This window comes from Streptomyces calvus, from assembly GCF_006782915.1.
Taxonomy (GTDB): Bacteria; Actinomycetota; Actinomycetes; order Streptomycetales; family Streptomycetaceae; genus Streptomyces; species Streptomyces calvus.
Map to the genome: position 1 here is coordinate 20,153 of NZ_VCNP01000049.1, position 25,448 is coordinate 45,600.

At 72.1% G+C, this 25,448-nt stretch carries 26 protein-coding genes; 8 read left to right on the plus strand and 18 right to left on the minus strand.

What is annotated here, in order from left to right:
* Positions 1-30 precede the first annotated feature (30 nt).
* From chvE to FGW31_RS23990, 4 genes are all read right to left on the minus strand, one after another.
* Positions 31-1,143 (minus strand): multiple monosaccharide ABC transporter substrate-binding protein, encoded by a 1,113-nt coding sequence (gene chvE / locus FGW31_RS23975; protein WP_182674577.1) that lies wholly within the window; start codon positions 1,141-1,143, stop codon positions 31-33.
* Between the two features lie 138 nt (positions 1,144-1,281).
* Positions 1,282-2,250 carry a glycosyltransferase family protein gene (locus tag FGW31_RS23980; protein WP_142195566.1) on the minus strand — a complete coding sequence of 323 codons (969 nt, stop codon included), beginning with the start codon at positions 2,248-2,250 and terminating at the stop codon, positions 1,282-1,284.
* A gap of 215 nt (positions 2,251-2,465) precedes the next feature.
* Positions 2,466-3,470 (minus strand): zinc-dependent alcohol dehydrogenase, encoded by a 1,005-nt coding sequence (locus tag FGW31_RS23985; protein ID WP_142195567.1) that lies wholly within the window; start codon positions 3,468-3,470, stop codon positions 2,466-2,468.
* A gap of 34 nt (positions 3,471-3,504) precedes the next feature.
* Positions 3,505-4,668: a mandelate racemase/muconate lactonizing enzyme family protein gene (locus FGW31_RS23990; protein WP_142195568.1), complete on the minus strand. Its 1,164-nt coding sequence runs from the start codon at positions 4,666-4,668 to the stop codon at positions 3,505-3,507.
* 240 nt (positions 4,669-4,908) lie between these two features.
* Between FGW31_RS23990 and FGW31_RS23995 the strand changes: the two genes are divergently transcribed.
* A complete protein-coding gene (locus FGW31_RS23995) occupies positions 4,909-5,967 on the plus strand; it encodes an SCO2400 family protein (RefSeq protein WP_142195569.1) in 1,059 nt (352 codons plus the stop codon).
* Between the two features lie 491 nt (positions 5,968-6,458).
* On the opposite strand, the gene FGW31_RS24000 is transcribed toward FGW31_RS23995, so the two are convergent.
* Entirely contained in the window at positions 6,459-6,899 is a 441-nt protein-coding gene (locus FGW31_RS24000) for a MarR family winged helix-turn-helix transcriptional regulator (protein WP_142195570.1), read from the minus strand.
* Positions 6,900-6,992: 93 nt separating this feature from the next.
* On the opposite strand from FGW31_RS24000, the gene FGW31_RS24005 reads away from it, so the two are divergent.
* Positions 6,993-8,015, plus strand: coding sequence for an NADP-dependent oxidoreductase (locus tag FGW31_RS24005; RefSeq protein WP_142195571.1), 1,023 nt, complete (start codon positions 6,993-6,995; stop codon positions 8,013-8,015).
* Between the two features lie 103 nt (positions 8,016-8,118).
* Here the strand turns inward: FGW31_RS24005 and FGW31_RS24010 are convergent, their stop codons facing one another.
* Positions 8,119-8,712, minus strand: a complete 594-nt coding sequence (locus FGW31_RS24010; RefSeq protein ID WP_142195572.1) for a hypothetical protein — start codon at positions 8,710-8,712, stop codon at positions 8,119-8,121.
* A 63-nt stretch (positions 8,713-8,775) separates the two neighbouring features.
* On the opposite strand from FGW31_RS24010, the gene FGW31_RS24015 reads away from it, so the two are divergent.
* Together FGW31_RS24015 and FGW31_RS24020 are read left to right on the plus strand one after the other, a co-directional pair.
* On the plus strand, positions 8,776-9,570 hold the full coding sequence (locus tag FGW31_RS24015) for an EI24 domain-containing protein (RefSeq protein WP_142195573.1): 795 nt from the start codon (positions 8,776-8,778) through the stop codon (positions 9,568-9,570).
* Complete coding sequence (locus FGW31_RS24020) at positions 9,567-10,181, plus strand: LysE family translocator (protein ID WP_142195574.1); 615 nt, start codon at positions 9,567-9,569, stop codon at positions 10,179-10,181. Before FGW31_RS24015 ends, FGW31_RS24020 begins: the two co-directional genes overlap by 4 nt.
* Here FGW31_RS24020 and FGW31_RS24025 read toward each other — a convergent pair.
* The 3 genes from FGW31_RS24025 to FGW31_RS24035 form a co-directional block, all read right to left on the minus strand.
* Positions 10,153-11,397 (minus strand): pyroglutamyl-peptidase I, encoded by a 1,245-nt coding sequence (locus tag FGW31_RS24025; protein WP_142195575.1) that lies wholly within the window; start codon positions 11,395-11,397, stop codon positions 10,153-10,155. The two genes, FGW31_RS24020 and FGW31_RS24025, sit on opposite strands and share 29 nt — an antisense overlap.
* Before the next feature lie 288 nt (positions 11,398-11,685).
* Entirely contained in the window at positions 11,686-12,657 is a 972-nt protein-coding gene (locus FGW31_RS24030; protein WP_142195576.1) for an aldose epimerase family protein, read from the minus strand.
* 15 nt (positions 12,658-12,672) lie between these two features.
* Positions 12,673-13,575 carry an SGNH/GDSL hydrolase family protein gene (locus tag FGW31_RS24035; RefSeq protein ID WP_142195577.1) on the minus strand — a complete coding sequence of 301 codons (903 nt, stop codon included), beginning with the start codon at positions 13,573-13,575 and terminating at the stop codon, positions 12,673-12,675.
* 269 nt (positions 13,576-13,844) lie between these two features.
* Here FGW31_RS24035 and FGW31_RS24040 point away from each other — a divergent pair, with 269 nt between their 5' ends.
* Positions 13,845-14,339, plus strand: coding sequence for a DUF3145 domain-containing protein (locus tag FGW31_RS24040; RefSeq protein ID WP_142195578.1), 495 nt, complete (start codon positions 13,845-13,847; stop codon positions 14,337-14,339).
* Positions 14,340-14,397: 58 nt separating this feature from the next.
* On the opposite strand, the gene fabF is transcribed toward FGW31_RS24040, so the two are convergent.
* The 5 genes from fabF to fasR all read right to left on the minus strand — a co-directional run bounded on the left by fabF (position 14,398) and on the right by fasR (position 19,313).
* Positions 14,398-15,669: a beta-ketoacyl-ACP synthase II gene (fabF, locus tag FGW31_RS24045; RefSeq protein WP_142195579.1), complete on the minus strand. Its 1,272-nt coding sequence runs from the start codon at positions 15,667-15,669 to the stop codon at positions 14,398-14,400.
* Positions 15,670-15,753: 84 nt separating this feature from the next.
* Positions 15,754-16,002, minus strand: a complete 249-nt coding sequence (locus tag FGW31_RS24050; RefSeq protein ID WP_004931691.1) for an acyl carrier protein — start codon at positions 16,000-16,002, stop codon at positions 15,754-15,756.
* An 80-nt stretch (positions 16,003-16,082) separates the two neighbouring features.
* Complete coding sequence (locus FGW31_RS24055) at positions 16,083-17,084, minus strand: ketoacyl-ACP synthase III (RefSeq protein WP_142195580.1); 1,002 nt, start codon at positions 17,082-17,084, stop codon at positions 16,083-16,085.
* A 22-nt stretch (positions 17,085-17,106) separates the two neighbouring features.
* Positions 17,107-18,018: an ACP S-malonyltransferase gene (locus tag FGW31_RS24060; protein WP_142195581.1), complete on the minus strand. Its 912-nt coding sequence runs from the start codon at positions 18,016-18,018 to the stop codon at positions 17,107-17,109.
* A gap of 89 nt (positions 18,019-18,107) precedes the next feature.
* Positions 18,108-19,313 carry a fatty acid biosynthesis transcriptional regulator FasR gene (gene fasR / locus FGW31_RS24065; protein WP_142195582.1) on the minus strand — a complete coding sequence of 402 codons (1,206 nt, stop codon included), beginning with the start codon at positions 19,311-19,313 and terminating at the stop codon, positions 18,108-18,110.
* Positions 19,314-19,375: 62 nt separating this feature from the next.
* On the opposite strand from fasR, the gene FGW31_RS24070 reads away from it, so the two are divergent.
* Positions 19,376-20,032 (plus strand): pirin family protein, encoded by a 657-nt coding sequence (locus FGW31_RS24070; RefSeq protein WP_142195735.1) that lies wholly within the window; start codon positions 19,376-19,378, stop codon positions 20,030-20,032.
* A 51-nt stretch (positions 20,033-20,083) separates the two neighbouring features.
* Here the strand turns inward: FGW31_RS24070 and FGW31_RS24075 are convergent, their stop codons facing one another.
* The gene (locus tag FGW31_RS24075) at positions 20,084-20,905 is read right to left on the minus strand and encodes a serine hydrolase domain-containing protein (RefSeq protein WP_142195583.1); all 822 of its coding nucleotides are present in this window, start codon (positions 20,903-20,905) and stop codon (positions 20,084-20,086) included.
* Positions 20,906-21,065: 160 nt separating this feature from the next.
* Between FGW31_RS24075 and FGW31_RS24080 the strand changes: the two genes are divergently transcribed.
* Positions 21,066-21,530, plus strand: a complete 465-nt coding sequence (locus tag FGW31_RS24080; RefSeq protein WP_142195584.1) for a MerR family transcriptional regulator — start codon at positions 21,066-21,068, stop codon at positions 21,528-21,530.
* Positions 21,527-22,543: an aldo/keto reductase gene (locus FGW31_RS24085; protein ID WP_142195585.1), complete on the plus strand. Its 1,017-nt coding sequence runs from the start codon at positions 21,527-21,529 to the stop codon at positions 22,541-22,543. Before FGW31_RS24080 ends, FGW31_RS24085 begins: the two co-directional genes overlap by 4 nt.
* A gap of 9 nt (positions 22,544-22,552) precedes the next feature.
* On the opposite strand, the gene FGW31_RS24090 is transcribed toward FGW31_RS24085, so the two are convergent.
* From FGW31_RS24090 to FGW31_RS24100, 3 genes are all read right to left on the minus strand, one after another.
* Positions 22,553-23,401 (minus strand): DUF4429 domain-containing protein, encoded by an 849-nt coding sequence (locus tag FGW31_RS24090; RefSeq protein WP_142195586.1) that lies wholly within the window; start codon positions 23,399-23,401, stop codon positions 22,553-22,555.
* Positions 23,402-23,467: 66 nt separating this feature from the next.
* On the minus strand, positions 23,468-24,685 hold the full coding sequence (locus FGW31_RS24095; protein ID WP_142195587.1) for an alpha/beta hydrolase: 1,218 nt from the start codon (positions 24,683-24,685) through the stop codon (positions 23,468-23,470).
* A gap of 81 nt (positions 24,686-24,766) precedes the next feature.
* Positions 24,767-25,429, minus strand: coding sequence for a TetR family transcriptional regulator (locus tag FGW31_RS24100; protein ID WP_142195588.1), 663 nt, complete (start codon positions 25,427-25,429; stop codon positions 24,767-24,769).
* Between the last annotated feature and the right edge of the window lie 19 nt (positions 25,430-25,448).

Here is a 25,448-nt window from a genome sequence, read left to right on the forward strand (position 1 = left end):
TCGTGCCTTCCAATCCGTGGGGGTCGGCGGTTACTTGAGGTCGCTTTCCTTGATGTAGCCGGAGTCGACCACGGTCTGCCGGTAGTTGGCCTTGTCCACGGCGACCGGCTCCAGCAGGTAGGCCGGGACGACCTTCGCGCCGTTGTCGTAGGTCTTCGTGTCGTTGACCTCGGGCTTCTTGTCGTTGAGCAGCGCGTCGACCATGTTGGAGGCGACCTTCGCGAGTTCGCGGGTGTCCTTGTAGACGGTCATCGCCTGCTCGTCGGCGATGATCGACTTCACCGAGGCGACCTCGGCGTCCTGGCCGGTGACGACCGGCAGCGGCTTGCTCTTGGAGCCGTAGTCGTCGGACTTCAGCGCGGAGAGGATGCCGATGGAGATGCCGTCGTAGGGGGAGAGGACCGCGTCGACGCGGGCGCTCTTGTAGGACGAGGTGAGGATGTCGTCCATGCGCTTCTGCGCGGTGCCGCCGTCCCAGCGCAGGGTGGTGACCTGGTTGAGGGCGGTCTGCTTCGAGCGGACGACGAGCTGCTTCTTGTCGATGTACGGCTGCAGGACGTTCATGGCGCCCTGGAAGAAGTAGCGGGTGTTGTTGTCGTCGTTGGAGCCGGCGAACAGCTCGATGTTGAAGGGGCCCTTCTCGCTGCCGTCCTTCAGGCCGAGCTTCTCGACGATGTAGGTGCCCTGGAGCTCGCCCACCTTCTCGTTGTCGAAGGAGGCGTAGTAGTCGACGTTCTCCGTGCCGAGGATGAGGCGGTCGTAGGAGATGACCGGGATGTCGGCGTCCTTGGCCTGCTGCAGGACGTTGTTCATCGACTTGTTGTCGATGGCCGCGACGATCAGCGCCTCGACGCCCTGCGTGATCAGGTTCTCGATCTGCGAGACCTGCTGGTCCGGGTCGTCCTCGCCGTAGACCAGCTTGGTCTTGTAGCCCTTGGACTCCAGGTCCTTCTTGACGTAGTTGCCGTCGGCGATCCAGCGCTCGGAGGACTTCGTCGGCATCGCGATGCCGATCGTGGCCCCGTCGGACCCGCCCTTGCCCTCCTCGCTGCCGCCCTCGCTGTTCTGGCCGCAGGCGGTCAGGGTGAGGGCGAGGGAGGCGGCTGTGGCCACGGCGGCGATGGCGGCTCTGCGATTACGCATGATCATCATCCTTGATGTGTGGGCAGGTCGGTCCGGTCGAGCGAGGACGCTTCCGGGAGGGAACCAGGAGAGACCGAGAGAGGTGTGTGCGATTGTGCGCGGCTGTGTCTACTTGTGTGAAGCTGAGTTTCCGGAACGTTATGACGAAATTTCGAACCGGCTCAGATCGCCCGGAAGCCGCGAACCGAGCGGTGCCATCTCGCCGTCCGCGCCGTGCCGGGCCAGCAGATCCAGGGCCAGCCGGCCGCGGCGCACGCGCTCCTTCGCGGTCGCCAGGGTCAGCTCCCGCATGTGGTGTCCGTACGGGTAGATCCCGGGCGCCTTGGCCAGGCCGAACTTCAGGTACAGCGGGGCGCCGCGCCGGATCAGCTCGGCGACCTCGTACATCCGCACATAGCCGCCGAGGTCGTCGGGGGCCTCGATGTACATGTCCATCGGGGTGGCCGAAACCCGTCGTATCTCGGTGAGGTGATCCAGTGTCAGGTCGCTGGGCACGTTGATGGAGTCCGCGCCGAGCCGCTCGTAGACCGCGTACGAGGCCGGGTTGACCGGCCCGACGAGTGCCGAGACCTTCAGCGTGGTGTCGGCGGGCAGGATGCCGGCCGCCCGTGCCCGGTGCAGCGTCCACAGCACGCCCTCGTCCGCGACGAGCAGGCACTTCACGCCCAGCTCCGTGGCGCGCACGGCGTCCTCGACGCAGCCGGCCACCGCGTCGTGGCCCCGCGCGCGCAGTCCGGCGCCGTGCGAGTCGGTACGGGTGGAGCCGCCGATGTCCCAGGTGCCGCGCGGGCCGGTGAACAGGCAGAGCTCGATGTCCCGTTCCGCGGTGGCCTCGACCATCTCGGTGATCTCGGCGTCGGTCAGCATCCAGACACCGCTGCCCTGGCTGATCCGGTGGACCGGCACGTCGAGGCGGGAGGCCTCCTTCAGTACCACCGCCAGCGCCTCGGGACCCTCGCACGAGGGGATCTCGGTGCGCCAGCGGCCACCGCCGGGGAAGGTGTGCGGCGAGGCGTCGGCGGGGTCGAGGGCGGGTGCGCCCAGACCGAGGGCGGTGAGCGCCTGCTCACCGGGCCTGCGGGGCGCCGTGGCGGAAGCGTCGGTCACAAGGTGTCCTTAGTGTTCGAAATATCGGACGAAGTTCGCGGCTCGGGGTGCGAGTCGGGCGGAGCGAGCAGTGCAGGCCGGTGTCCCGGGTGCACACCGGTACGGGGGCCGTCAGGTCGCCCCCGTACCGGCGTACGGCTGAAGGCTGTCGTCTGGATCATCCCGGGGTCGCAAGGCACCGCACCTCGCGGCCGGGCTGGTCCGAACGGCAGACGCTAGGGCCGCAGCAGGACCTTGCCCACCTTCGGGTCGCCGGACCCCACCAGCTCGATGGCCTGCGGGAATTCGGCGAGCGGCAGTTCGTGGGTCACCAGCGGCAGCGGGTCGAGCAGTCCGGCGGCGAACATCCGCACCGTGTGCGCCCAGGCGTCCGGCGGCGCGCCGAAGACGGTGTGCACCTCCAGCTGCCGTACGACCAGGTCCGTGGGGTCGAGGCCGTCGGCGCCCGGCGCCGGGATGCCGGTCAGCACCAGCCGCCCGCCGCGCCGCAGCAGCGAGGCCGCCGTGCGGGCCGCGTCGGCCGACCCGGCGGTCTCGATCACCACGTCGAAACCGCCCGGCAGGTCCTGGTCCTTGGTGCGGAAGCCGGTCGCGCCGAACTGCCGGGACAGCGCCTCGCGGTCCCGCCGGGTGCCCACCACCAGCAGGTCGGCGGGGGAGCCGGCCCGCAGGAACTGCACGGCGAACATGCCCAGGGTGCCGGTGCCGACCACGGCCACCCGCTCACCGGGCACGGCGTTCGCCTTCAGCGCGGCGGCGGCGATGCAGGCGGCCGGCTCCAGCAGTGCGGCGGCACCGAGGTCGGCGTCGTCCGGGAGGACGTGCAGCAGACGCGCCGGAAGGGTCAGCGTGGCGGCCATCGCGCCCGGCTGCGTGAAGCCGGTCTCCTCGTAGCCGGCCGAGCACAGCGTCGTCTCACCGGCGTGGCAGCGGTCGCAGACCTGGCAGTTGCGGAAGCCCTCGCCGACCACCTTCCGGCCGACGAGCGACTCCGGCACGCCCGCGCCCACCCGCTGCACGGTCCCGGACCACTCGTGGCCCGGCGTCAGCGGGTACCGCACGTACCCCTCGGGCCGGTTGCCCTGGTACACCTCGCGGTCGCTGCCGCAGATGCCGGACGCGTGCACCCGGATCAGGGCCTCGCCCGCGCCGGGCTCGCGCGGCTCGTGCGGCACGAGACGGTGCTCACCGGGGCCCTCGACGACGACGGCGGTGCTCATCGCGCCTCCCCGCGTCGCAGGCGACCGGCGGCGCTCACTTCGTGCCCTTGGGCTTGCGCTGCTCCCAGCCCTCGGCCCACAGGTCGAACCGGGCCTGCTGCTGCGGGAACTCGGCCGCCGCATCGACGTCCAGCTCCACGCCGAGGCCGGGCGCGTCGGACAGGTGGAAGCAGCCGTCCTCCGGGTTCACCTGGGGCGCGCCCTTGACGACCTTCTTGATCTCCGCGTCCGCGAAGTCGTTGAAGTGCTCAAGGATCTTGAAGTTCGGGGAGGTGAAGCCGACCTGGAGCGAGGCGGCGGTCAGCACGGGGCCGCCGACGTTGTGCGGCGCGACCAGCATGTAGTGGGTCTCCGCGGTCGCGGCGAGCTTGCGCGTCTCCCAGATGCCGCCGATGTGACCGACGTCCGGCTGGAGGATGTCGACCGCCTGGTTCTCGAACAGCTCGCGGAACTCGATCCGGTCGTGGATGCGCTCACCGGTCGCCACCGGCATGTCGACCTTCGCGGCGACCTTCTCCAGCGCCTTGAGGTTCTCCGGCGGCACCGGCTCCTCCAGCCAGGCCGGCTTGAACGGCGCCAGCTCCTTGGCCAGGCGGACGGCGGTCGCCGGGGAGAAGCGGCCGTGCATCTCCAGCATCAGCTCCGCGTCGGGGCCGATCGCGTCGCGGACCGCCTCGATCAGGGAGACGGCGTACAGGCTCTCCTGGTGGTCGAGTTCGAAGTGCCCGGTGCCGAAGGGGTCGATCTTCAGCGCCCGGTAGCCGCGCTCCATCACCGCCTGCGCGGCCTTGTGGTACGCCTCCGGGGTGCGCTCGGTGGTGTACCAGCCGTTGGCGTACGCCTTCACCTTGTCGGTCACCTTGCCGCCGAGCAGCTGCCAGACCGGCACGCCGAGCGCCTTGCCCTTGATGTCCCAGCAGGCCATCTCGACGACGGCGATACCGGACATCACGATCTCGCCGGCGCGCCCGTAGTCGCCGTACTTCATCCGGCGGACGAGGTCCTCGACAGCGAACGGGTCCGAGCCGAGAATGTGGTTGACCTCGGCCTCCTTCAGGTAACCCAGGAGTGCGTCGGTGTGTCCGAGCATCCGGGTCTCGCCGACTCCCGTGATCCCCTCGTCGGTGTGCACCTGGACGTACGTCAGGTTGCGCCACGGCGTCCCGACCACGTGTGTGCTGATTCCGGTGATGCGCACGGCAGTTGCCCCTCGCTGCGGTAGTGGACCCTTCATCGGTGTCTGCAGTTCGACGCGTTCGATATTTCGGCACACGTTCGAAATGCTGGCGTGACAGTAAGGACGGGGTGGCGGGGGTGTCAATGGGTCACGCACATAATCGGTTTCGGCAGTTTCGAAACCAATGAGTGCCGGTCCGCACCAAACCTTCACCGCAAGGCCTATGACTCGGACCCGAACGGAACCTAACCTTCCCGCGTCATGGACTTTTGCCACCCGTGCCGACGGCACCTCAACGGCGCCCTCGCCTGCCCCGGGTGCGGCTCGCCCGTCGAGGCGGTCCGCGCCCGGTCGGGAGAGCCTGCCGCGCCGTCGGCGTACGGGGGCGGTGGGGGCACCGCCGGGGCCGCCGAGGACGGCGGCGAGGAACCCGGCGACGGACCCGGCACCGCGTACACCGCACATCCCGGCCACGCGTACACGGCCGGGCACGGCGACGGGTACGCGCACGGGTACGGCGGTGCGTACGGCGAGGGACCCGGCGACGGGTACGCGCACGGCTACGGCGGTGCGTACGGCGAGGGACCCGGCGACGCGTACGGCGACGACCCCGGGGGCGCGTACGACGGCGACCGCCGGGCCTCGTACGGCGACGACCGGGGCGACGCGTACGGCGACGACCGGGATGACGCGCGTGGCGACGACCGAGGCGACGCGTACGAGGGCGCGCAGGGCGAGGAGGAGCCGCCGGGGCGGCGTGCGGCCCGGCGGGGGCGCGAGGCGGGCGACGAGGGCCGGGCGGCGGGCGCGAGCCGCCGGGACCGCAAGGCCGCCGCGCACCGGCGCCGGCGCCGGCGGGCGCTGCTGGTCGTCGGCGGCTTCGTCCTCGCCGCGGGCGGACTGAGCCTGGCGGAACTCGGGATGGACGCGCCCGGATCGGCGTCGAAACCGTCCGCCTCCGGGGACGAGACGGCGGACGGCGGTGGCACGGAACTGGAGGACACCCGGACGCCGGGCGCGGGCGCACCGGCGCCCGGCAGGTCGCCCGGCGCACACACCTCCGGCTCCCCGTCGGCCTCCGGGTCACCCGACGACAAGGAGTCCGGCAAGGCGAAGGACGACAAGGACGCCGAGGACGACAAGGAAGAGAGCACCTCGTCCGCCCCGGCGGAACCGCCCACGACCGACGAGGCACCGCCCCAGCCCGAGCAGCCCCCGTCGCAACCGGATCCCCCGCAGCCGGAACCGACCACCGAGAAGCCCGAACCGGAGCCCGAGCCCACACCGACGTGCGAGCGGTTCCTGTGGTGGTGCACGTAACGCCCGGCCGACCCGCTCCCAGCTGAAACGGACCGCCCGGCATCCGCCGGAGCGGCGGCGCACGAGCTGCCCGGCATCCGCTGGCACGGCGGCGCACGGGCCGCCTGGCATCCGCCGCTACGGCCGCCCTCGCACCGCCCGGCATTCGCTGGCACGGCGGCCCTCGGATCGCCCGGCATCCGCCGGAACGTCGGCGCACGAGCTGCCCGGCATCCGCTGGCACGTCGGCGCACGGACCGCCCGGCATCCGCCGGAACGTCGGCGCACGGACCGCCCGGCATCCGCCGCTACGGCCGCCCTCGCACCGCCCGGCATTCGCCGCTACGTCGGCGCACGAGCTGCCCGGCATCCGCTGGCACGGCGGCGCACGGATCGCCCGGCGTTCGCCGCTACGTCGGCGCACGGGCCGCCCGGCATCCGCCGCTACCGCCGCGCACGGATCGCCCGGCATCCGCTGGCACTGCGGCCCTCGGACCGCCCGGCGGGCCCGCTCACTCCTCGCCGAGCATCCTCCGCAGCGCGTCCCGCAGCGCCACCCGCTCCTCGTCCGAGAGCCCCGCCAGCGGCTCGCGCGCGAACCGCAGCGAGTCCTGAAGGCTCCGCGCCACCCGCCGCCCCTCGTCCGTCGCCGCCGCCAGCTTCACCCGCCGGTCCGCCGGGTCCGGGCGGCGCTCCACCAGGCCCCGGGACTCCAGCCGGTCGACGATGCCCGTGACGTTCGACGGCTCGCACTTCAGCCGCTGCGCCAGCCTCCGCATGGGCAGCGGTTCGAGGGACAGCAGGCTCAGCAGCCTCGCCTGCGCGCCGGTCAGCGCATGGCCGGCGGCGGCCTCCTCGTACTCCTCGTGGTAGCGGGCCACCACCGAGCCGATGAGCTCCACGACCTCCAGGGTGAGGGCGTCGGGGCGGCGGGACGTGTGCGGTGTGGCCATGGTCTCCAGGGTACCCACTTGCTTGACATCCTGAAATATTCAGCCGCATGGTTGTTTCAGGTAATGAAGTATTACGAGGAAAGGTGCCAGGTCATGTCCGACGCCCCCACGCTCCCCACCACCGGCCGCGAGTGGCATCTGCTGAGCCGGCCCGTCGGCTGGCCGAAGCCGGAGGACTTCGCCCTGGTCGAGGCGGAGGTCCGCACCCCGGGTGAGGGACAGGTGCTGGTACGGAACGCCTACCTCTCCGTCGACCCGTACATGCGCGGCAGGATGTCGGCCGCCAAGTCCTACGTCGCCCCGTTCGAGCTGGGCAAGGTCATGCAGGGCGGCGCCGTCGGCGAGGTCGTCGCGTCGAACGCCGAGGGGATCGCCGTCGGCGACCACGTGCTGCACTTCTTCGGCTGGCGGGAGTACGCCGTCGTGGACGCCAGGAACGCCGTCAAGGTCGACCCGGAGGCCGCGCCCCTCTCGGCGTACCTGGGCGTGCTCGGCATGACCGGGCTCACCGCCTACGCCGGTCTGCTGCGCACCGCCGCGTTCCAGGAGGGCGACGCGGTATTCGTCTCCGGTGCCGCCGGTGCCGTCGGCAGCCAGGTCGGGCAGCTCGCGAAGCTCAAGGGCGCCTCCCGGGTGATCGGCTCCGCCGGGTCCGACGAGAAGGTGAAGCTGCTCGTCGAGGAGTACGGCTTCGACGCCGCCTTCAACTACCGCAACGGCCCCGTGAGCGAGCAGCTGCGCGCCGCCGCCCCGGACGGGATCGACGTCTACTTCGACAACGTGGGCGGCGACCACCTGGAGGCCGCCATCGGATCGCTCAACCGGGACGGCCGGATCGCCGTCTGCGGCATGATCTCCGTCTACAACAACACCGAGCCCGCGCCCGGCCCGAAGAACCTCGCCCGTCTGATCCAGACCCGCGGCCGCATCGAGGGCTTCCTCGTCGGCGACCACTACGACCTCCAGCCGCAGTTCGTCCAGGAGGTCGGCCCCTGGGTGCGCTCGGGCGAGCTGAAGTACCGCGAGACCGTCGTGGAGGGCATCGAGAACAACCTGGAGGCGTTCCTCGGCGTCCTGCGCGGCGACAACACCGGGAAGATGATCGTCAAGCTCTGACGCCTCGGCACCCTTACCGTGACGCCGGCCCGACCGGGTCGTTGCCCACGGCGGGGCCGCATCCTTGGACGTGGGATGCGGCCCCGTCCCGTGCCGGGCCGGATCAGACGCCGAAGTCCAGGTCGTCCACCCGGCTCAGGAAACGCCCGGGCCAGGAGTACACGGCCCCGCCGAAGGAGAGATTGCGCGTGTAGACGCCCTCCATGAGGATCACGAGCCCGACGTCCAGCGCGTCGGCGTCGCCCTCCGAGACGCCGGAGATCGTCTGCGGGAACCGCCACTCCGAGCGCGTCGTCGTCACGACGGCCCCCTCGCGCCGCAGCTCGTGCCGGAGCTTGCCGCCCAGCACCCGGTACCGGTAGGAGCGCCCGGAGAGTTCGATCCGCAGGGCACGGCCCCGCTCGGTGACGGCGAGGTGGCGGCGGCGCAGCCGGGCCGTCCAGCCGTCGGCGGTGAGCTGCATGCCGGCCATGCGCGGGAGGCCGCGGAACGCGATGCCGGTGAAGGACATCGGCGGCACGACCGGGCCCGACACCCATGCGACGAGAGACTCCCGCTCGATGTGCTCCTCCGCGGGGCACACCAGCTCGACCGCCCCGAGACCGGGCAGCGACCCGGCCCAGGTGTACGTCGGCCGACGGCGCAGCCGCCCGTGGGACGCACCCGCGTGGACGAGCCGGAACTGCCTGGTGGTCATCTGTCTCCCCCGTGCCGGACGCGGGTCGAGGCCGCCTGCCCCGCCCCCGCTACAGTCTTCCTCATGCGCGATCTCGGGGCGGGTTTCAAGTTTCTGACGAAGGGCCAGCGTTGGGTGGCCCGGCACGGCAAGCAGTACGGGTTCGGGCTGCTGCCCGGGCTGATCACGCTGGTGCTGTACGCGGCGGCGCTCGTCGCACTGGCCCTGTGGGGGCAGGACGTCGTCACGTGGGCGACACCGTTCGCCGACGACTGGTCCGACACCTGGGCCGGCCTGTTCCGCGGCTTCCTCACCGTGGTGCTGTTCGCGCTCGCACTCCTGCTGTCCGTGCTCACCTTCACGGCCGTGACCCTGCTCGTCGGACAGCCCTTCTACGAGAGCCTCTCCGAGAAAGTCGACCGGGACGTGTCGCCGGACGGCACCGCGCCCGAGTCGAACCTGCCGCTCTGGCGCGAGCTGTGGATCTCCGGCCGCGACAGCCTCCGCATCGTCCTCCGTGCCCTGGTGTGGGGCGTGCTGCTCTTCGCGCTCGGCTTCATCCCGGTCGCCGGCCAGACCGTCGTACCGGTGATCGGCTTCTTCGTCACCGGGTTCTTCCTCACCGAGGAGCTCGCCGCCGTCGCGCTCCAGCGGCGCGGGGTCGAACTGCGCGAGCGGCTGCGGCTGCTGCGGTCCCGCAGGATGCTCGTCTGGGGTTTCGGCACACCGCTGGCGGTGGCCTTCCTGGTGCCGTTCGTCGCCGTGTTCCTGATGCCGGGCGCGGTCGCCGGAGCCACCCTCATGGCGCGTGAACTGCTGGGCGAGGAGACCGTCGGGGACGGCGCCGAGGAGACCGAGCAGGAGGGCGTCACGCCATGAGCGAGGTGGCCGCCGTCGCCGTCATCACCGTCCTCGCGGTGATCGCACCGGGCGCCGACTTCGCCATGATCGTGCGCAACAGCTACCTCTACGGCCGCCGCACCGGACTGCTCGGCGCGCTCGGCGTCGCCGCCGGCGTGCTGGTGCACGTCACCTACACCATGCTCGGCGTCGGACTGCTGATCGCGTCCTCCGCCTTCCTGTTCACCGTCGTCAAACTGGTCGGCGCCGCCTACCTCGTGTACATCGGCGTCCGCACCTTCCGCACCCGCGGCGAGGTCACCGTCGACCTGGAGCACAGGACCGGCCTGACCCCGTTCGCGGCGCTGCGCACCGGCTTCCTCACCAACGTCCTCAACCCGAAGACGACCCTGTTCGTCGTCTCGACCTTCGCCCAGGTCGTCGGCCCCGACACCCCGGTCCTCCAGCAGGTGGGCTACGGGCTGTTCATGTCGCTGGCCCACCTGCTGTGGTTCGGTGTCGTCGCGGTGTTCTTCGGCCACGACCGGATGCGCGGCCTGATGCTGCGCGGCCAGAAGGTCCTCAACAAGGTGATCGGAACCGCCCTGGCCGGCCTCGGCGTCAGCCTCGCGTTCGCTCCGTCGCACTGACCGCCACGGTCACGATCGACCGCACCTGGCCGATGATGTCCAGCCGGTTCCGCACGAACTCCGGATCGGTGACCTCGGTGGTGTTGCCGGCGCCGAACTGCAGGACGGGCGTGTGCACATGGCCGCCCGGCAGCGTGTCGTGCAGCCCGAGCCGGTCCCGCAGCAGCGTCGCCCGGTAGGCGATCTCGTTGGACAGGTAGTCGCCGCCGCCACCGGCCCGCGCCGTCGAACCGGGCGTCGGACCCTCCGGCCGCACGACGGGCTCGGTGCCGCCCGCCGGGATCTCCGTCACACTGGTGTTGTCGTACACCGGGAACCGGCCGCTGTCCGCGGCGACGATCTCCGCGTACGGCAGCGTCGTGGACGTCCACTGCGGCTGCGTGGCCGGGTCGGTGACCGGGACGGTCTCCGTGCGGCCCACGTTCTCGTTGTCGCCGAAGCCGCCCCGCCACGCCCCGTTGGTCCGCTCGATGTCGAAGCGGCCCACCCGGCCCTGGCTCACCGTCGTGAACAGGTCCACCTCCGGCAGGTGCGGGCGCAGCGCCCGCTCCACGGCGCCGTCCGTGAAGTCCCGCCAGCGCACCGGGAAGACGGCCGTCTCGATGCGCGCCGGACCGTCCGCCGTCTCGATCACCGTGCCGTCCAGGGCCAGCGCGACGGCACCGGACGGGTTGGAGATGCGGATGTCCCGGTCCAGGGTGAACGGGTCGAAACCGGTCACCAGGATCCGCTTCACGGCCCCGCCCTGCGGGTACCGGATCGCGTCCTGCCCGCGCGAGGTCCGCTCCAGCTCCTCCAGCAGCCGCGCCCGCCGCGCCTCGTCCAGCGCGAACTCCGGCTGCCAGGCGCGCAGTTCACGGGTCATCCCGAGCCGCGCCCAGTACAGCGGCCGGTCGTCGTCCCGGCTGAGGTCACCGCCCGCCGGACCACGCCCCTGCGCCCGGTCCACGGCCCTGCGCCACACCTCCCCGCCCCCGCGTACCACGGCACGGCGCGCCTCGGCGTAGGAACGTGCCCGGTCCAGGGCACGGGCGAAGTCGGGCGCCACCGAGTCGAAACCGGAGCGGCGCAGTATCTCCTGCGGGACCGCCCCGTCCAGACGGCGTTCCTCGACGGTGGGGGCCGTCGGCTCGGCGGCGGTCGCGGTCGTGGGGGCGGTGAGAGCGGTCAGCAGGGCCAGACCGAGGACGCCGATGCGCACACTGAGGGATCTCAAGGGGTTCGGGCCTTCCGTTCGTCGTGGGGCACGGGGGATGCCGGAGGCGGCAGTATCACCCGCCGGCGGGCGGCCACGCCATGGTCCCCGGCCGCCCGTCCGCCCTCGGTGCGCGCCGGCTTGGCCACATGTGAAGGGTTCGTACGGAATCCACGCGGGGCCCTCCATCACCGGCCGCCGGGTCACCGCAGCGATTAACGTCTGGTACGGGTATCACCCACATGAGCAGCCCCGGCCCGGGACCCTGACCCCGGACCGGGGCCGCTCATGTGCGGCCGACGCGGCGGCCTACCGCACGCCGAAGCCGTAGACCGTCGCCGAGCGGAAGGTGTCGCCCGGGCGCAGGACCGTGCTCGGGAACTGCGGCCGGTTCGGCGAGTCCGGGAAGTGCTGGGTCTCCAGGGCGATGCCGGCGCCCGGCGTGAACGGCTCCGTGATCTGGTCCGCGGTGTACAGCTGGATGCCCGGCTCGGTCGTCGCCACCGTCAGCACCCGGCCCGACGCCGGGTCGTGCAGCTCGGCCACCTCCACCGGCCGCTCCGTCACCCCCTTGTCGAGCACGAAGTTGTCGTCGTACCCGGCGCCCACCGTGCGCGCCGTGCGGAAGTCGAAGCGGGTGCCGGAGACGTCCGCCAGCTCACCGGTCGGGATCAGCTCCGCGTCGGACGGGGTGAAGCGCGAGGCGGCCAGCCGCAGTTCGTGTCCGCCCGCGCTGCCGGAGCCGGCCAGGTTCCAGTACGAGTGGTTCGTCAGGTTCACATGCGTCGGGGCGTCCGCCACCGCCTCGTACGCGATCCCCAGCGCACCCCGCTCGTCCAGCGAGTACGTCACGGAGACCTCCAGACGGCCCGGGAAGCCCTCCTCGCCGTCCGCGCCGACCAGGGAGAGCCGCAGCCCGTGCTCGACCGGCGTCACGTCCCACACGCGCTTGTCGAAGCCCCGGGCGCCACCGTGCAGCGAGTTGGGGCCGTCGTTCGGCTCCAGCGCGTAGGAGCGCCCGTCCAGGGAGAAGCGGGCGCCCGCGATCCGGTTGGCGTACCGGCCGATCAGGGCGCCCAGGAAGGGTTCCGGATGCCGGAGGTAACCGTCCAGGTCGGAGAACCCCAGCACCACGTTCCCGGCCCGCCCGTCCCGGTCCGGCACCTCGACGGCCTGCACGATCCCGCCGTACGACAGGACCCGCACCCGTACGCCCGCCCGCTCCAGGGTCCAGCGGTGCACCTCGGTGCCGTCGGAAAGTGTGCCGAAGAGTTCGTTCATGTGCGAAACAATAGGTCACGGTCGCTTCGCGGTGACCGTCCGGTACGCGATCTCGGCCAGCCTGGCCTGCCCGTCGACACTCGGGTGGAACCAGTCCCAGCGGCTCAACTGCCCGGTGCCGAAACGGTACGCGTGGACCGCACCGCCGTCGTAACGGCAGCGGCGGTCCTCGGCGCACACCTCCTCCAGCACCTCGTTGTAGTCCTCCACCCGCCGGTCCACCGTCTCGCGCCGCAGCGTCGCCGCCGCGTCCAGCGCGTCCGCGTCGCCCAGCATCGACGGGCAGATGCCCAGCTTCCACACCTGTCTGCCCAGCGCGCTGGTCCGCCCCTGCGACCACAGCCGCTTCAGGTCCGGCACACTCGCCACGTACACCTGCGCCTTCGGCAGCGCCGCGCGCAGCGTGCGCATCGCCTCCCGGAAGTCGGCGCGGAAGTCCGCCACCGGTGTCATCGCCGCCGTGGTCTCCCGGCAGGCGTCGTTCGCCCCGGCCATCACCGCCACCAGCTCCGGGCCGCGCCGCACCGCCCGCGCCATCTGACCGGGCAGGTCGGCCATCCGCGCCCCGGTCACCGCGTAGTTCCAGCTCCGCTCGGCCGCACCCGCCCGCCCGAGCAGCCGCACGGCCAGACTGTCCACCCGCTCGCTGTCACCCGTCGCCCAGGACACCTCGGGACAGTCCGTCAGCACCGCGCAGGCGTCGAAACCCCGCGTGATGGAGTCCCCGACCGCGGCGACGGAGTCCGGGCGGGTGTCCCACAGCGGCGTCGGCCTCGGCGAGGGACGGGCCTGCGAGCCGGACGGGGCGGGGGAGTCACCGCCGACCGCGTCGCAGCCGGCCACGCCCAGCGCGGCCGCCGTCACCACGGCGAGCACCGCCCGCGCACGGCGGGCCCGCCTCCGCATCGCCTGCGCCATCGGTCGCCTCCCCGCGCGTCGTGGTGTGTCCGTCCCCCAACCATGAACAACGCACAAGGGTTCCCGCCCCCGCACGGGCCCCTCCGGAGGAACGTCCCACACCCGCACAGGCGTCCTGCCGGGTGAATGGCGGCAGTTTCCCGGCACCGGGACCGACCGTACGTCACACTCCTTGCGCCGTCGCACGGTAGCCTCGCCATCAACGCGACCCGCCCGGGCCGCGGCCGATCCACCCCTGTCAAGACGACCCGCTCAGCCCGGAGGTTCCGGTGACGACTCGTGGAGTTCTGTACGTGCACTCCGCGCCGCGCGCGCTGTGCCCGCACGTCGAGTGGGCCGTCGCCGGGGTGCTCGGCACGCGTGTCAGCCTGGACTGGATCCGCCAGCCCGCCGCGCCCGGCACCTGGCGCTCGGAGTTCTCGTGGCAGGGCCAGGCCGCCACCGCCTCCAAGCTCGCCTCCGCGCTGCGCGGCTGGCAGATGCTCCGCTTCGAGGTCACCGCCGAGCCCTGCCCCGGCGCCGAGGGCGAGCGCTACAGCTGCACCCCCGACCTCGGCATCTTCCACGCCGTCACCGGCATCCACGGCGACATCCTGATCCCCGAGGACCGGCTGCGCGCCGCGCTGGTCCGCTCCCGGGCCGGCGAGACCGACCTGGAGGCCGAGATCGCCAAGCTCCTCGGCAAGCCCTGGGACGACGAACTGGAACCCTTCCGGTACGCGGGCGAGGGCGCCCCGGTCCGCTGGCTGCACCAGGTCGTCTAGCGAAGCGAAAAGGCTCCCACCCCGACAGGGTGAGAGCCCTCGCGACGAACTACGGCGGTCACACCGTCCGGAACGCCAGCACCACGTTGTGCCCGCCGAACCCGAACGAGTCGTTCAGCGCGGCGATCCGGCCCTCGGCGGGCAGCTTCCGCGCCTCACCGCGGACCACGTCGGCGTTCGCCTCCGCCTCCGGGTCCAGGTTCTCCACGTTGATGGTCGGCGGAGCCACCCGGTGGTACAGCGCCAGCACCGTCGCCACCGACTCCACGCCGCCCGCGCCACCGAGGAGGTGACCCGTCATCGACTTGGTCGCGGAGACCGCCATGTGGTCCGCGTCGTCACCGAAGACCTTGCGCAGCGCCTTCAGTTCGGCGATGTCACCGGCCGGCGTCGAGGTGGCGTGCGCGTTGACGTGCACGATCTCGGACGGCGCCAGGTCGGTGCGGTCCAGCAGGTTCTGCAGGGCGTGCGAGATGCCGCGGCCCTCCGGCTCCGGCTGCACGATGTCGTGCGCGTCGGCCGAGATGCCCTGGCCGACCGCCTCCGCGTAGACGCGGGCACCGCGCGCGGCGGCGTGCTCGGCGGACTCCAGCACGATGACGCCCGCACCCTCACCGAGGACGAAGCCGTCCCGGGCGGTGTCGTACGGACGCGAGGCGCCCTGCGGGTCGTCGTTGTTCTTGGACATCGCCATCATGTTGCCGAACGCGGCGATCGGCAGCGGGTGGATCGCCGCCTCCGTGCCGCCCGCGACGACGACGTCGGCACGGCCGGTGCGGATCATCTCGATGGCGTAGCCGATGGCCTCCGCACCCGAGGCGCAGGCGGAGACCGGCGTGTGCACGCCCGCACGGGCGCCCACGGCCAGGCCCACGTTCGCCGAGGGGCCGTTCGGCATCAGCATCGGCACGGTGTGCGGGGAGACGCGGCGGACGCCCTTCTCCTTCAGCACGTCGTACTGGTCCAGCAGGGTCGTCACGCCGCCGATGCCGGAGGCGATGACCGCGCCGAGCCGGTCCGGGTCGACGTTCGGGTCCTCACCGGCCTTGGCTTCGAAACCGGCGTCGGCCCACGCCTCCTTGGCCGCGACCAGCGCGAACTGCGCCGAGCGGTCCAGGCGGCGGGCCTGCGGCCGGGGGATGACCTCGGTGGGCTCCACGGCCACCGGGGCCGCGATGCGGACCGCCTGCTCGGCGGCCCAGTCCTGCTCCAGGGGCTTGACGCCGGAACGTCCGGCGACCAGGCCCTCCCAGGTAGAGGCTGCGTCGCCACCCAGCGGTGTGGTTGCGCCGATACCGGTGACGACCACGGTGCGATTGGTCGGGCTCATCGGAATTCTTTCTCCAACGGATTACGAGGATTCGTACGGCGCCACCGCCGGGTGGCGGGGCCGGGAGCCCCGGCCGAGCAGGGCTCAGGCCTGGTGCTTGAGGATGTAGTCGGTCGCGTCGCCGACGGTCTTGAGGTTCTTGACGTCGTCGTCCGGGATCTTGACGTCGAAGCGCTCTTCGGCGGCGACGACGACCTCGACCATGGACAGCGAGTCGACGTCCAGGTCGTCGGTGAAGGACTTGTCCAGCTGGACGTCCTCAACCGGGATGCCGGCGATCTCGTTCACGATCTCCGCGAGACCGGCGACGATCTCTTCCTGAGTGGCGGCCATGATGGCGCTCCTTCTTTGTGATTCCAGAGGATGTGGCGGTGTTTCCTCGCGTACCGGACGCATGATCCGGCACGGAGTGCCTAGGGGAGGGTAACGACAGTCGCGGCGTAGACGAGACCCGCCCCGAAGCCGATGACGAGCGCGGTGTCGCCGCTCTTCGCCTCGCCGGTCGCCAGGAGCCGCTCCATCGCGAGCGGAATCGAGGCGGCCGAGGTGTTGCCGGTGGTGCGGATGTCACGGGCGACCGTGACGTGCTCCGGCAGTTTCAGCGTCTTCACCATCGAGTCGATGATCCGCACGTTGGCCTGGTGCGGGATGAAGACGTCCAGGTCGTCCGCGGTGATCCCGGCCGCGTCCAGCGCCTGCTGGGCGACCTTCGCCATCTCGAACACGGCCCAGCGGAACACCGCCTGGCCCTCCTGCGTGATCGCGGGGAACTTCTCGACGGTTCCGTCGCGGTAGTCCGTCCACGGCACGGTCTGCTTGATGGTCTCGGACTTGTCGCCCTCCGAGCCCCACACGGTCGGGCCGATCGCGGGCTCCTGCGACGGGCCGACGATCACCGCGCCCGCGCCGTCGCCGAACAGGAAGGCCGTGGCCCGGTCCTCCAGGTCGGTCAGGTCGCTCAGCCGCTCCACGCCGATGACCAGGACGTATTCGGCGGAACCTTCCACCACCATGCCCTTGGCGAGGGTCAGCCCGTAGCCGAAGCCCGCGCAGCCCGCGGAGATGTCGAAGGCGGCGGCCTTGTCCGTGCCCAGCTTGTCGGCGATCTCCGTGGCGACGGCCGGGGTCTGGCTGAAGTGGGACACGGTCGAGACGACCACGGCGCCGATCTGCTCGGCGTCGATCCCGGCGTCCGCGATGGCCTTGCCGGACGCCTCCAGCGACATCGCCGCGACGGTCTCGTCGGGCGACGCCCAGTGCCGGGTCTCGATGCCGGAGCGGGAGCGGATCCACTCGTCCGACGAGTCGATCGTCTCCAGGATCACCTCGTTCGGCACGACCCGGGTGGGACGGTAGCCGCCCACGCCGAGGATGCGCGCGTACGGGGCGCCCTTGCTGGGCTTGATCTTCGCCATGCGGGTCGGCTCCTTAAGGGCGTCAGACGTGCTCTGCGACGAGCTCGCGGGCCGCGTCGAGGTCGGCGGGGGTCTTCAGGGCCAGCGTCCTGACCCCGGGCAGCGCGCGCTTGGCGAGACCGGTCAGGGTGCCGCCGGGGCAGACCTCCAGGAGGGCGGTGACGCCGAGCTCCTTGAAGGTCTCCATGCACAGGTCCCAGCGGACCGGGTTGGCGACCTGGCCGACCAGGCGCCGGAGCACCTCGTCGCCGGTCGCGACGGCCTTGCCGTCCTTGTTCGACACGTAGGTGACCTTCGGGTCGACCGGCGTCAGGTCCGCGGCGGCCCGCGCGAGGGTGTCGACCGCGGGGGCCATGTGGGAGGTGTGGAAGGCGCCGGCCACCTTGAGCGCGACGACCTTGCGCACGCCCTCGGGCTTGTCCGCCTCCAGCGCGGCGAGCTGCTCCTTGGTGCCGGCCGCGACGATCTGCCCGGCGCCGTTGATGTTCGCCGGGGTCAGGCCGAGCTTCTCCAGGTGCGCCACGGTCACGTCGGGGTCGCCGCCGAGCAGCGCCGCCATGCCGGTCTCGGTGATCGCGGCGGCGTCGGCCATGGCCAGACCCCGCTTGCGGACCAGACCGAGCGCGGCGGTGTCGTCGAGGACGCCCGCGAAGGCGGCCGCGGTGATCTCACCGACGCTGTGACCGGCGACGGCACCGGGTGCCACGTCCCCGAGCGCGGAGGCGGACAGCAGTCCGGCCGCGACCAGCAGCGGCTGCGCGACGGCCGTGTCGCGGATCGCGTCCGCGTCGGCCTTCGTGCCGTAGTGGACGAGGTCGAGTCCGATGGCGTCGGACCACGCGGCGACGCGGTCCGCGGCACCGGGGAGGTCGAGCCATTCGGTCAGAAAGCCGGGCGTCTGGGCGCCCTGGCCGGGAGCGACGAGTACGAGCACTCTCACACTCTCTCTTGGGGACGGCCACGGCCGCCCGTGGGGACAAGGACGAAGAACCGGAAAGGGTTTTGTTGGGCCCCGACAAAAGGTTAGAGATGAAGATCGCCGTCGGCCAGACGTCCCAGGATCAGCGCGATGCGCAGTGTGAACGCCGAGCGTACATCGGACGGCGACCAACCGGTGACATCAGTCACACGTCGGAGCCGGTAGCGGACGGTGTTGGGATGCACGAAGAGCATGCGCGCCGCGCCCTCGAGACTGCTCGCCTGTTCGAGATACACGCTGAGCGTCTCCAGCAGCGCCGCACCCGCCTCCTCCAGCGGTCTGTAGATCTCCTCCACCAACTGCTCGCGGGCGGAGGGGTCTCCGGCGATCGCGCGCTCCGGCAGCAGATCGTCCGCCAGCACCGGACGCGGGGCGTCCTGCCAGGCGGAACACGCCTTGAGGCCGGCCGCGGCGGCCTGCGCGGACCGGGTCGCGGCCAGCAGGTCCGGCACCACCGGGCCGGCCACCACCGGGCCCGCCGCGTACGGCCCGATCAGCGACTTCGCCACGGCCAGCGGGTTGTCGCTGCCGCCGGCGATCACCACCAGCCGGTCCCCGAGCACCCCGGTCAGCACCTGCAGCTTGGCGTGCCGGGCGGCGCGCCGGATGGCCTCCACGGTCAGCTCCGAGTCGCCGTCCGGGGCGGTGCCCAGCACCACGCACACGTGCTCCGGCGAGTTCCAGCCCAGCGCGGCGGCCCGCGACACGGCGCCCTCGTCGGCCTCGCCGCTCAGCACGGCGTTCACCACCAGCGACTCCAGCCGCGCGTCCCAGGCACCGCGTGCCTCGGCGGCCTGCGCGTACACCTGGGCGGTGGCGAAGGCGATCTCCCGCGCGTAGACGAGGAGCGCCTCGCGCAGCACGGACTCGTCACCCGGCGCGGCCACCTCGTCGATGGCGGACTCCATCACCTCGATGGTGGTGCGCACCATCTCCACGGTCTGCCGCAGGGTGATGGCCCGGGTCAGTTCGCGCGGCGCGGTGCCGAAGACGTCCGTGGAGATGGCCTGTGGGGCGTCCGGGCGCCGGAACCACTCGGTGAAGGCGGCGATGCCCGCCTGGGCGACCAGGCCGATCCAGGAACGGTTCTCCGGGGGCATCGCCCGGTACCAGGGCAGCGTCTCGTCCATCCGCGCGATCGCCTGCGCGGCGAGACTGCCGGACGACTTCTCCAGCCGCTTCAGCGTCGCGGTATGGGGATGGGCGGAGCGTGCTGCGGCTTTACCGGTGCTGGTTTCTGGTTCGGGCACGGGGACAAGACTGCCTTATCCGGACGGGAGTCCGTGCCGCAGGGCCTACGGTGGACGGTGTGATGGACGTACGGCGCGCGCACCGGCGCTACCAGGGCGGTGATCCGGCGGCCGGGATCGAGACGTGGCACGCCTTCTCCTTCGGCCCGCACTACGACCCGGACAACCTGCGCTTCGGCGCGGTGATCGCCTGCAACGAGGAGCGGCTGGCCCCCGGCGCCGGATTCGACGAGCACCCGCACAGCCACACCGAGATCGTGACCTGGGTGGTGGAGGGCGAGCTGACCCACCGCGACTCCACGGGCCGCGAGACGGTGATCCGCCCCGGCGACGTGCAGCGCCTGAGCGCCGCGTCCGGCATCCGCCACGTGGAACGCAACGCGGGCCCGGCCCCCCTCACCTTCCTCCAGATGTGGCTGGCCCCGCTGCAACCGGGCGGCGAGCCGTCCTACGAGGTCGTCCGCGGCATCGCCGACTCCACCCCGTACGCCCTCCCGGAGGCGGGCGCGATGCTCCACGTGCGGCGACTGGCGGCGGGCGGGCGCACGGCGGTGCCGGACGCCGCGTACGCGTACGTCCATGTGGTGCGCGGCACCGTCCGCCTGGACGGCGAGGACCTGGGCCCGGGCGACGCGGCCCGCCTCACGGACGCCGAGGGAGTGGACGCGACCGCGGCGACGGAGGCGGAACTGCTCGTGTGGGAGATGACGGCGAGGTGACGCGGCCCCGCCGGCGCCGGCACGGCCCGGCTTCGACGGGGCGCCCGGGGCTCAGCCGCGCAGTTCCGTCAGGACCGCGTCCGTGAGCGGTGGCCACGCCTCGGCCGCCCACGGGCCGAAGGCGCGGTCGGTGAGGGCCGCGCAGGCCACGCCCGCGTCCGGGTCGATCCACAGGAACGTGCCCGACTGGCCGAAGTGGCCGAAGGTGCGCGGCGAGGACGCCGCGCCCGTCCAGTGCGGGGACTTGGCGTTGCGGATCTCGAAGCCGAGGCCCCAGTCGTTGGGGTTCTGGTGGCCGTAGCCCGGCAGGACGCCCTTGGTGCCCGGGTACTGCACCGTCATCGCCTCGGCGACCGTGCGCGGGTCGAGCAGGCGCGGCGCCTGCACCTCGGCCGCGAACCGCAGCAGGTCGTCCACCGTGGAGACGGCGTCCTTCGCCGGGGAGCCCTCCAGCGACGTCGACGTCATCCCCAGCGGCTCCAGCACCGCCTGCCGCAGGTACTCGCCGAACGGGATCTCCGTCGCCTTCGCGACGTGGTCGCCGAGCTGTTCGAAACCGGCGTTGGAGTACAGCCGCCGCTCCCCGGGCGCGGACTGCACCCGGTGCTCGTCGAAGGCGAGGCCCGAGGTGTGCGCGAGCAGGTGCCGGACCGTCGAGCCGTCCGGGCCCGCCGGCTCGTCCAGCTCGATCGCGCCCTCCTCGTACGCCACGAGCACCGCGTAGGCGGCGAGGGGCTTGGTGACCGAGGCGAGCGGGAAGCGGTGGGTGACCGGCCCGTGGGTGCCGAGTACCGTGCCGTCCGCCCGGACGACACCCGTCGCGGCGGTGGGAACCGGCCAGTTCTCGATCAGCGCGAGGCTCTTCAGCGACATGCCGTCGAGCCTAAGCGGTCACCGGGACGGCTCCGGCAGGGGGAGGGCCCGGGGAGCCCCGCGGGACGGACAGGCCCGTTGGCGACCGGCCGTCATGTCGGCCGCTTTCCCACCGATGTCGCTTGCTTGGAGTGCACTCCAGCGTTCTAGCGTAAGGGCCATGACGGTGATGGAGACCACGGGTACCCCAACCGACACCTGCGCCGGACCGCCGCAGGGCAACCGGCGGCCGGACGGCGCCGACAAGTACACGATCAGCGAGGTGGCCGCCCTCACCGGCCTCACGGCGCACACCCTGCGCTGGTACGAGCGCATCGGGCTGATGCCGCACATCGACCGCTCCCACACCGGGCAGCGGCGCTACACCAACCGCGACCTGGACTGGCTGGCCCTCGTCGGCAAGCTCCGCCTGACCGGCATGCCGGTCGCGGACATGGTGCGGTACGCGGAACTGGTCCGCGCCGGCGACCACACCTACGGCGAGCGCTTCGAACTGCTCCAGCGCACCCGGGAGGACGTGCTGTCCCGGATCGCCGAACTGCAGGGCACGCTCGCCGTGCTCGACCGCAAGATCAGCTTCTACGCGGACGCCGGGCGCGCCCTGGCTTCGGAGAGGACACGATGACCAACGGCAGGATCGGTACGGCGGCTCTCGGCGACGGCGGCCCCCAGGTGGGCGTGCAGGGCCTCGGCTGCATGGGCATGAGCTTCGCCTACGGCCCGGTGGACGTGGACGCCTCCCGGGCGACCCTGGAGCGGGCCCTGGAACTCGGCGTCACGCTGTACGACACGGCGGACGCCTACGGCGCGGGCGAGAACGAGCGGTTCCTGGCGCCGTTTCTCAAGGCGCACCGCGACGAGGTGGCCGTCGCCACCAAGTTCGCCCTGTCCATCCCGCCGGACGACCCCACCCGGCGGATCATCCGCAACGACGAGCCCTACATCCGCGAGGCCGTCGAGGCGAGCCTGAAGCGCCTCGACGTCGACGTGATCGACCTTTACTACATGCACCGGCGCGACGTGGACGTGCCGATCGAGGAGACCGTCGGAGTCATGGCGGACCTGGTGCGCCAGGGCAAGGTCAAGCAGCTGGGGCTGAGCGAGGTCACGGCCGACGAGCTGCGCGCCGCGCACGCCGTGCACCCGATCGCCGCCGTGCAGTCGGAGTGGTCGCTGTTCAGCCGGGACATCGAGGCGAAGGTGGTGCCGGCCGCGCGTGAGCTGGGCGTGACCCTGGTGCCGTACTCGCCGCTCGGCCGCGGCTTCCTCACGGGCGCCTTCGTCAACGCCGAGAAGGAGCTGACGGACGACGACTTCCGCCGCCGGCAGCCCCGCTTCACCGGCGACAACGCGGCGGCCAACGCGGCCCTGCTGGAACCGGTCCGTGCGGTCGCCGACGCGCACGGCGCCTCCCTCGGCCAGATCGCCCTGGCCTGGGTGCAGCAGCGGGCGCAGGTCCACGGCCTTCCCGTCGTCCCGATCCCGGGCACCCGCAGGCCGGACCGGGTGGAGGAGAACACGGCGGCGACTCGCATCACCCTGACCGAGGAGCAGCTGGCCCTGCTGGAGCCGATCGCCGCCCAGGTGGCCGGCACCCGCTACCCGGACATGTCCTTCACCTCCGCGGGCCGCGAGTAGCGGACACCGCTACAGCTCCGCCAGCAGTTCCGCCTTCTTGGAGGCGAACTCCTCGTCCGTCACCAGGCCCGCCTGGTGGAGTTCCCCGAGGTGCCGGATCCGCTCGGCGATGTCCGCGGGATCGCGACGCGTGACCGCGGACATCGCCGGCACCGGCGCACAGTTGCGCACCGCCGCCAGCACCGCCGCCGCGAACGGCAGCGACTCGTGCACGGGCCCGTAGCCCAGCCCGAAGACCACCGCCGCCGGATCCTGGTCGGCCTGCGCGGGCGGCGGTACTGCCGCGTCGCGCCGCAGCAGCCGCAGATGTCCCTCGAACACCTCCGGCGACCGCCACTCCACCCCGCTCAGCTCGCCGATCGGGAACCGCTGGTCGCCGGCCTTCCACTTCGCCGACGAGGCGCCGGTCCAGAACCAGCGGAACGACACCGACGTACCGTCGAACACGGCCTTGCCGTCGTACGCCTTGAACTGCAGCGGCGCCTCGGGCGCGGGCACGAGGTGGCGTTCGGCGGGGCCGGACTCGGTGAGCAGGGCGCGCAGTTCGTCGGCGTAGTACTCGGCGAGGGTCTCGCGCTCGGCGGGCAGCACCAGCCGGTACGGGTCGCCGCTCTCCTTCAGCTGCCCGGCGGCGGCCTCCATGAGCGGATCCGCGCCGGGCCGGGGCTCGATCCGCAGGACCACGGTGCCGCGCTTGCCGGGCGCGAGGGTCACAGCCTCGATCGCCTCCAGCGGAACACGCCGCTCACCGAGCGCCTGGAACAGCTTGGGTGTTCGGATTCCTCGTTCGTAACGGATGAGCACGGAGTCGGACTCGAACTCCCAGGCGGCATGAAATCCGGCCAGTACGTCACCCATGCGGCTCATCGTATGCGGCATGAGCTTCCTCGTCCCCTCCCCGCGCATACCGCAGTATCTCCGCTTCTACGCGCGTCCGATAGCCGTCGTACCGGACAGATCCGCCCGGCACATGTCGTTCCCGCCCGCGCAGGAAACCGCGCGGTATGCGCCAACGCCGATCTCGGCGAAGTTCCGCAGACTGTCCGTGCCCGGTTCGAAATACCCGGCGTGGCCCTTCGCCTCCCGCGCCGACAGCACCCGCGCACCGAACCCGGTGGCCACCGGGTCCGCGCCGTGCCCCAGACCGCCGAGCTCCAGATAGGGCACGTCCTGGATCCAGTCGTCCGCGTCCCGCATCGCCCACACCCGTGCGCCGGTGCGCAGCTGGGACGCCTTCTCCACGCGCATGCCGGGGCTGCCGGCCACCGCGATGTCGGACACCCGCTCCGGCAGCGCGGGCGCGGCGACCCCGCACACCACGGAGCCGTAGCTGTGGCAGAACAGCGAGACGGGCGCCCGGCCCGGCAGCGCGCGCACCAGCGCCTCCAGCCGCACCGCGCCGTCCTCGGCGCGCATCGCCGTCGCCGCGTCCATGCCGAGCCCGCTGGGGGCGGTGTAGTCGGCCCAGGCGATCACGGCGGTACGGGTGCCGGGGGCGGCGTCGCGCTCCGCGGCGTACAGGGACTCGGCCATGCCGACGGGCGCCGAGTACTTGCGCTGCGTGCGCTGGAAGGTGAGCAGATCGGTGTCGACGCCGGGGACGACGACCGAGACCCGCTGCGCCGTGCGCAGGTCGCCGAAGACCTCGGCGACCCGGCCGCCGCCGGACGGGTTGAAGGCGAGGATCTTCCGGCCCGGGTGCATCAGCGCGTCGAGGCGGTTCATCCGGCGGCCCGCCTGGTGCTGGCCCGCGGCCGTGAGCCGTTTGTCGTGCACGCGTTTGACCTCGACCTGGCGGGCCTGCCCCAGCGCGATGCGGTTGGCCAGGTAGCGCAGCTCGACCGGCGCGCCGTTCATGTTGCCGACCGCCAGCGGATAGCGGCGGGCGAGCGACGCGCGCTGCCCCTCGGTGAGCGAGGCGAAGAACCGGGCCAGCCGCGCGGGCGCCGACTGCGGGTCCGGCAGCCGGTGACCGGCTATCCGGCCGTGCTCCCAGGCGCTGAGCGACGCCTGCAGCGGAGCGGGGTGGCGCTGGTGGCGCAGTGCCGTCCAGCCGGTGGTCGCCAGCATCACGAACACGACGGCGAGCGCGAGCAGCGCCCGCCAGACGTTCAGTTGCGGGGAGGTGTCGAAGGAAGTCACTGGGAGGACACACTAGGAGAACGAGCGGGTCTCGCGTGAATCAAGTGACCGGGATCACGTTTTGGTGCGTCGCTTCGGGGATCACTCCGTACGCCAGTTCCCCGCGAGGGCCGGTCCCAGATGGTCCAGGTAGGTCGCCAGCAGCTCGCGCATCGCGTCGACCCCGAAGTCGTCCCCGGTCGACCACTGCCGTTCCGCCACCCGGACCACCCCGCCGAACGCGGCCAGCAGGATGCGCGGCCGGGGGTCGGCGTCCACGTCGAGGCCCTCCCGCTCGGCGATGATCCGCGCCAGCTCCTCCTCCAGTTCCGTCGCGCGGCGCAGATGCGCGGCGAGCAGGGCGGGCGTCGACTCGATCACCCGGTAGACCCGCATGTGCAGCTCCAGCGGGACGAGCCGTTCGACGGCCTCGGTGATCCCGTCCCAGCTGTCCAGCACGGCCCGGCGCAGCGCCTCCAGCGGGACCTCGTCCGGCGGGCGCCGGTGCACGGCGTCGACGACGTGCGACTCGGCGAGCCGGGGCACGAACAGGGCCACCTCCTCCTTGCTGGCGAAGTAGCGGAAGAAGGTGCGCTGCGAGACGTCGACGGCCTCGGCGATGTCGTCGACGGTCGTCCCCTCGTACCCGCGCGTGGCGATCAGCTCCAGAGCGGTGCGGACCAGCGCGTCCCGGGTGCGCTGCTTCTTGCGCTCCCGCAGACCCGGCCGCGGCGGCGCGCCCACGACGGTCCCGACCGTCTCCATTGGGTCCTCCTCGAACTGT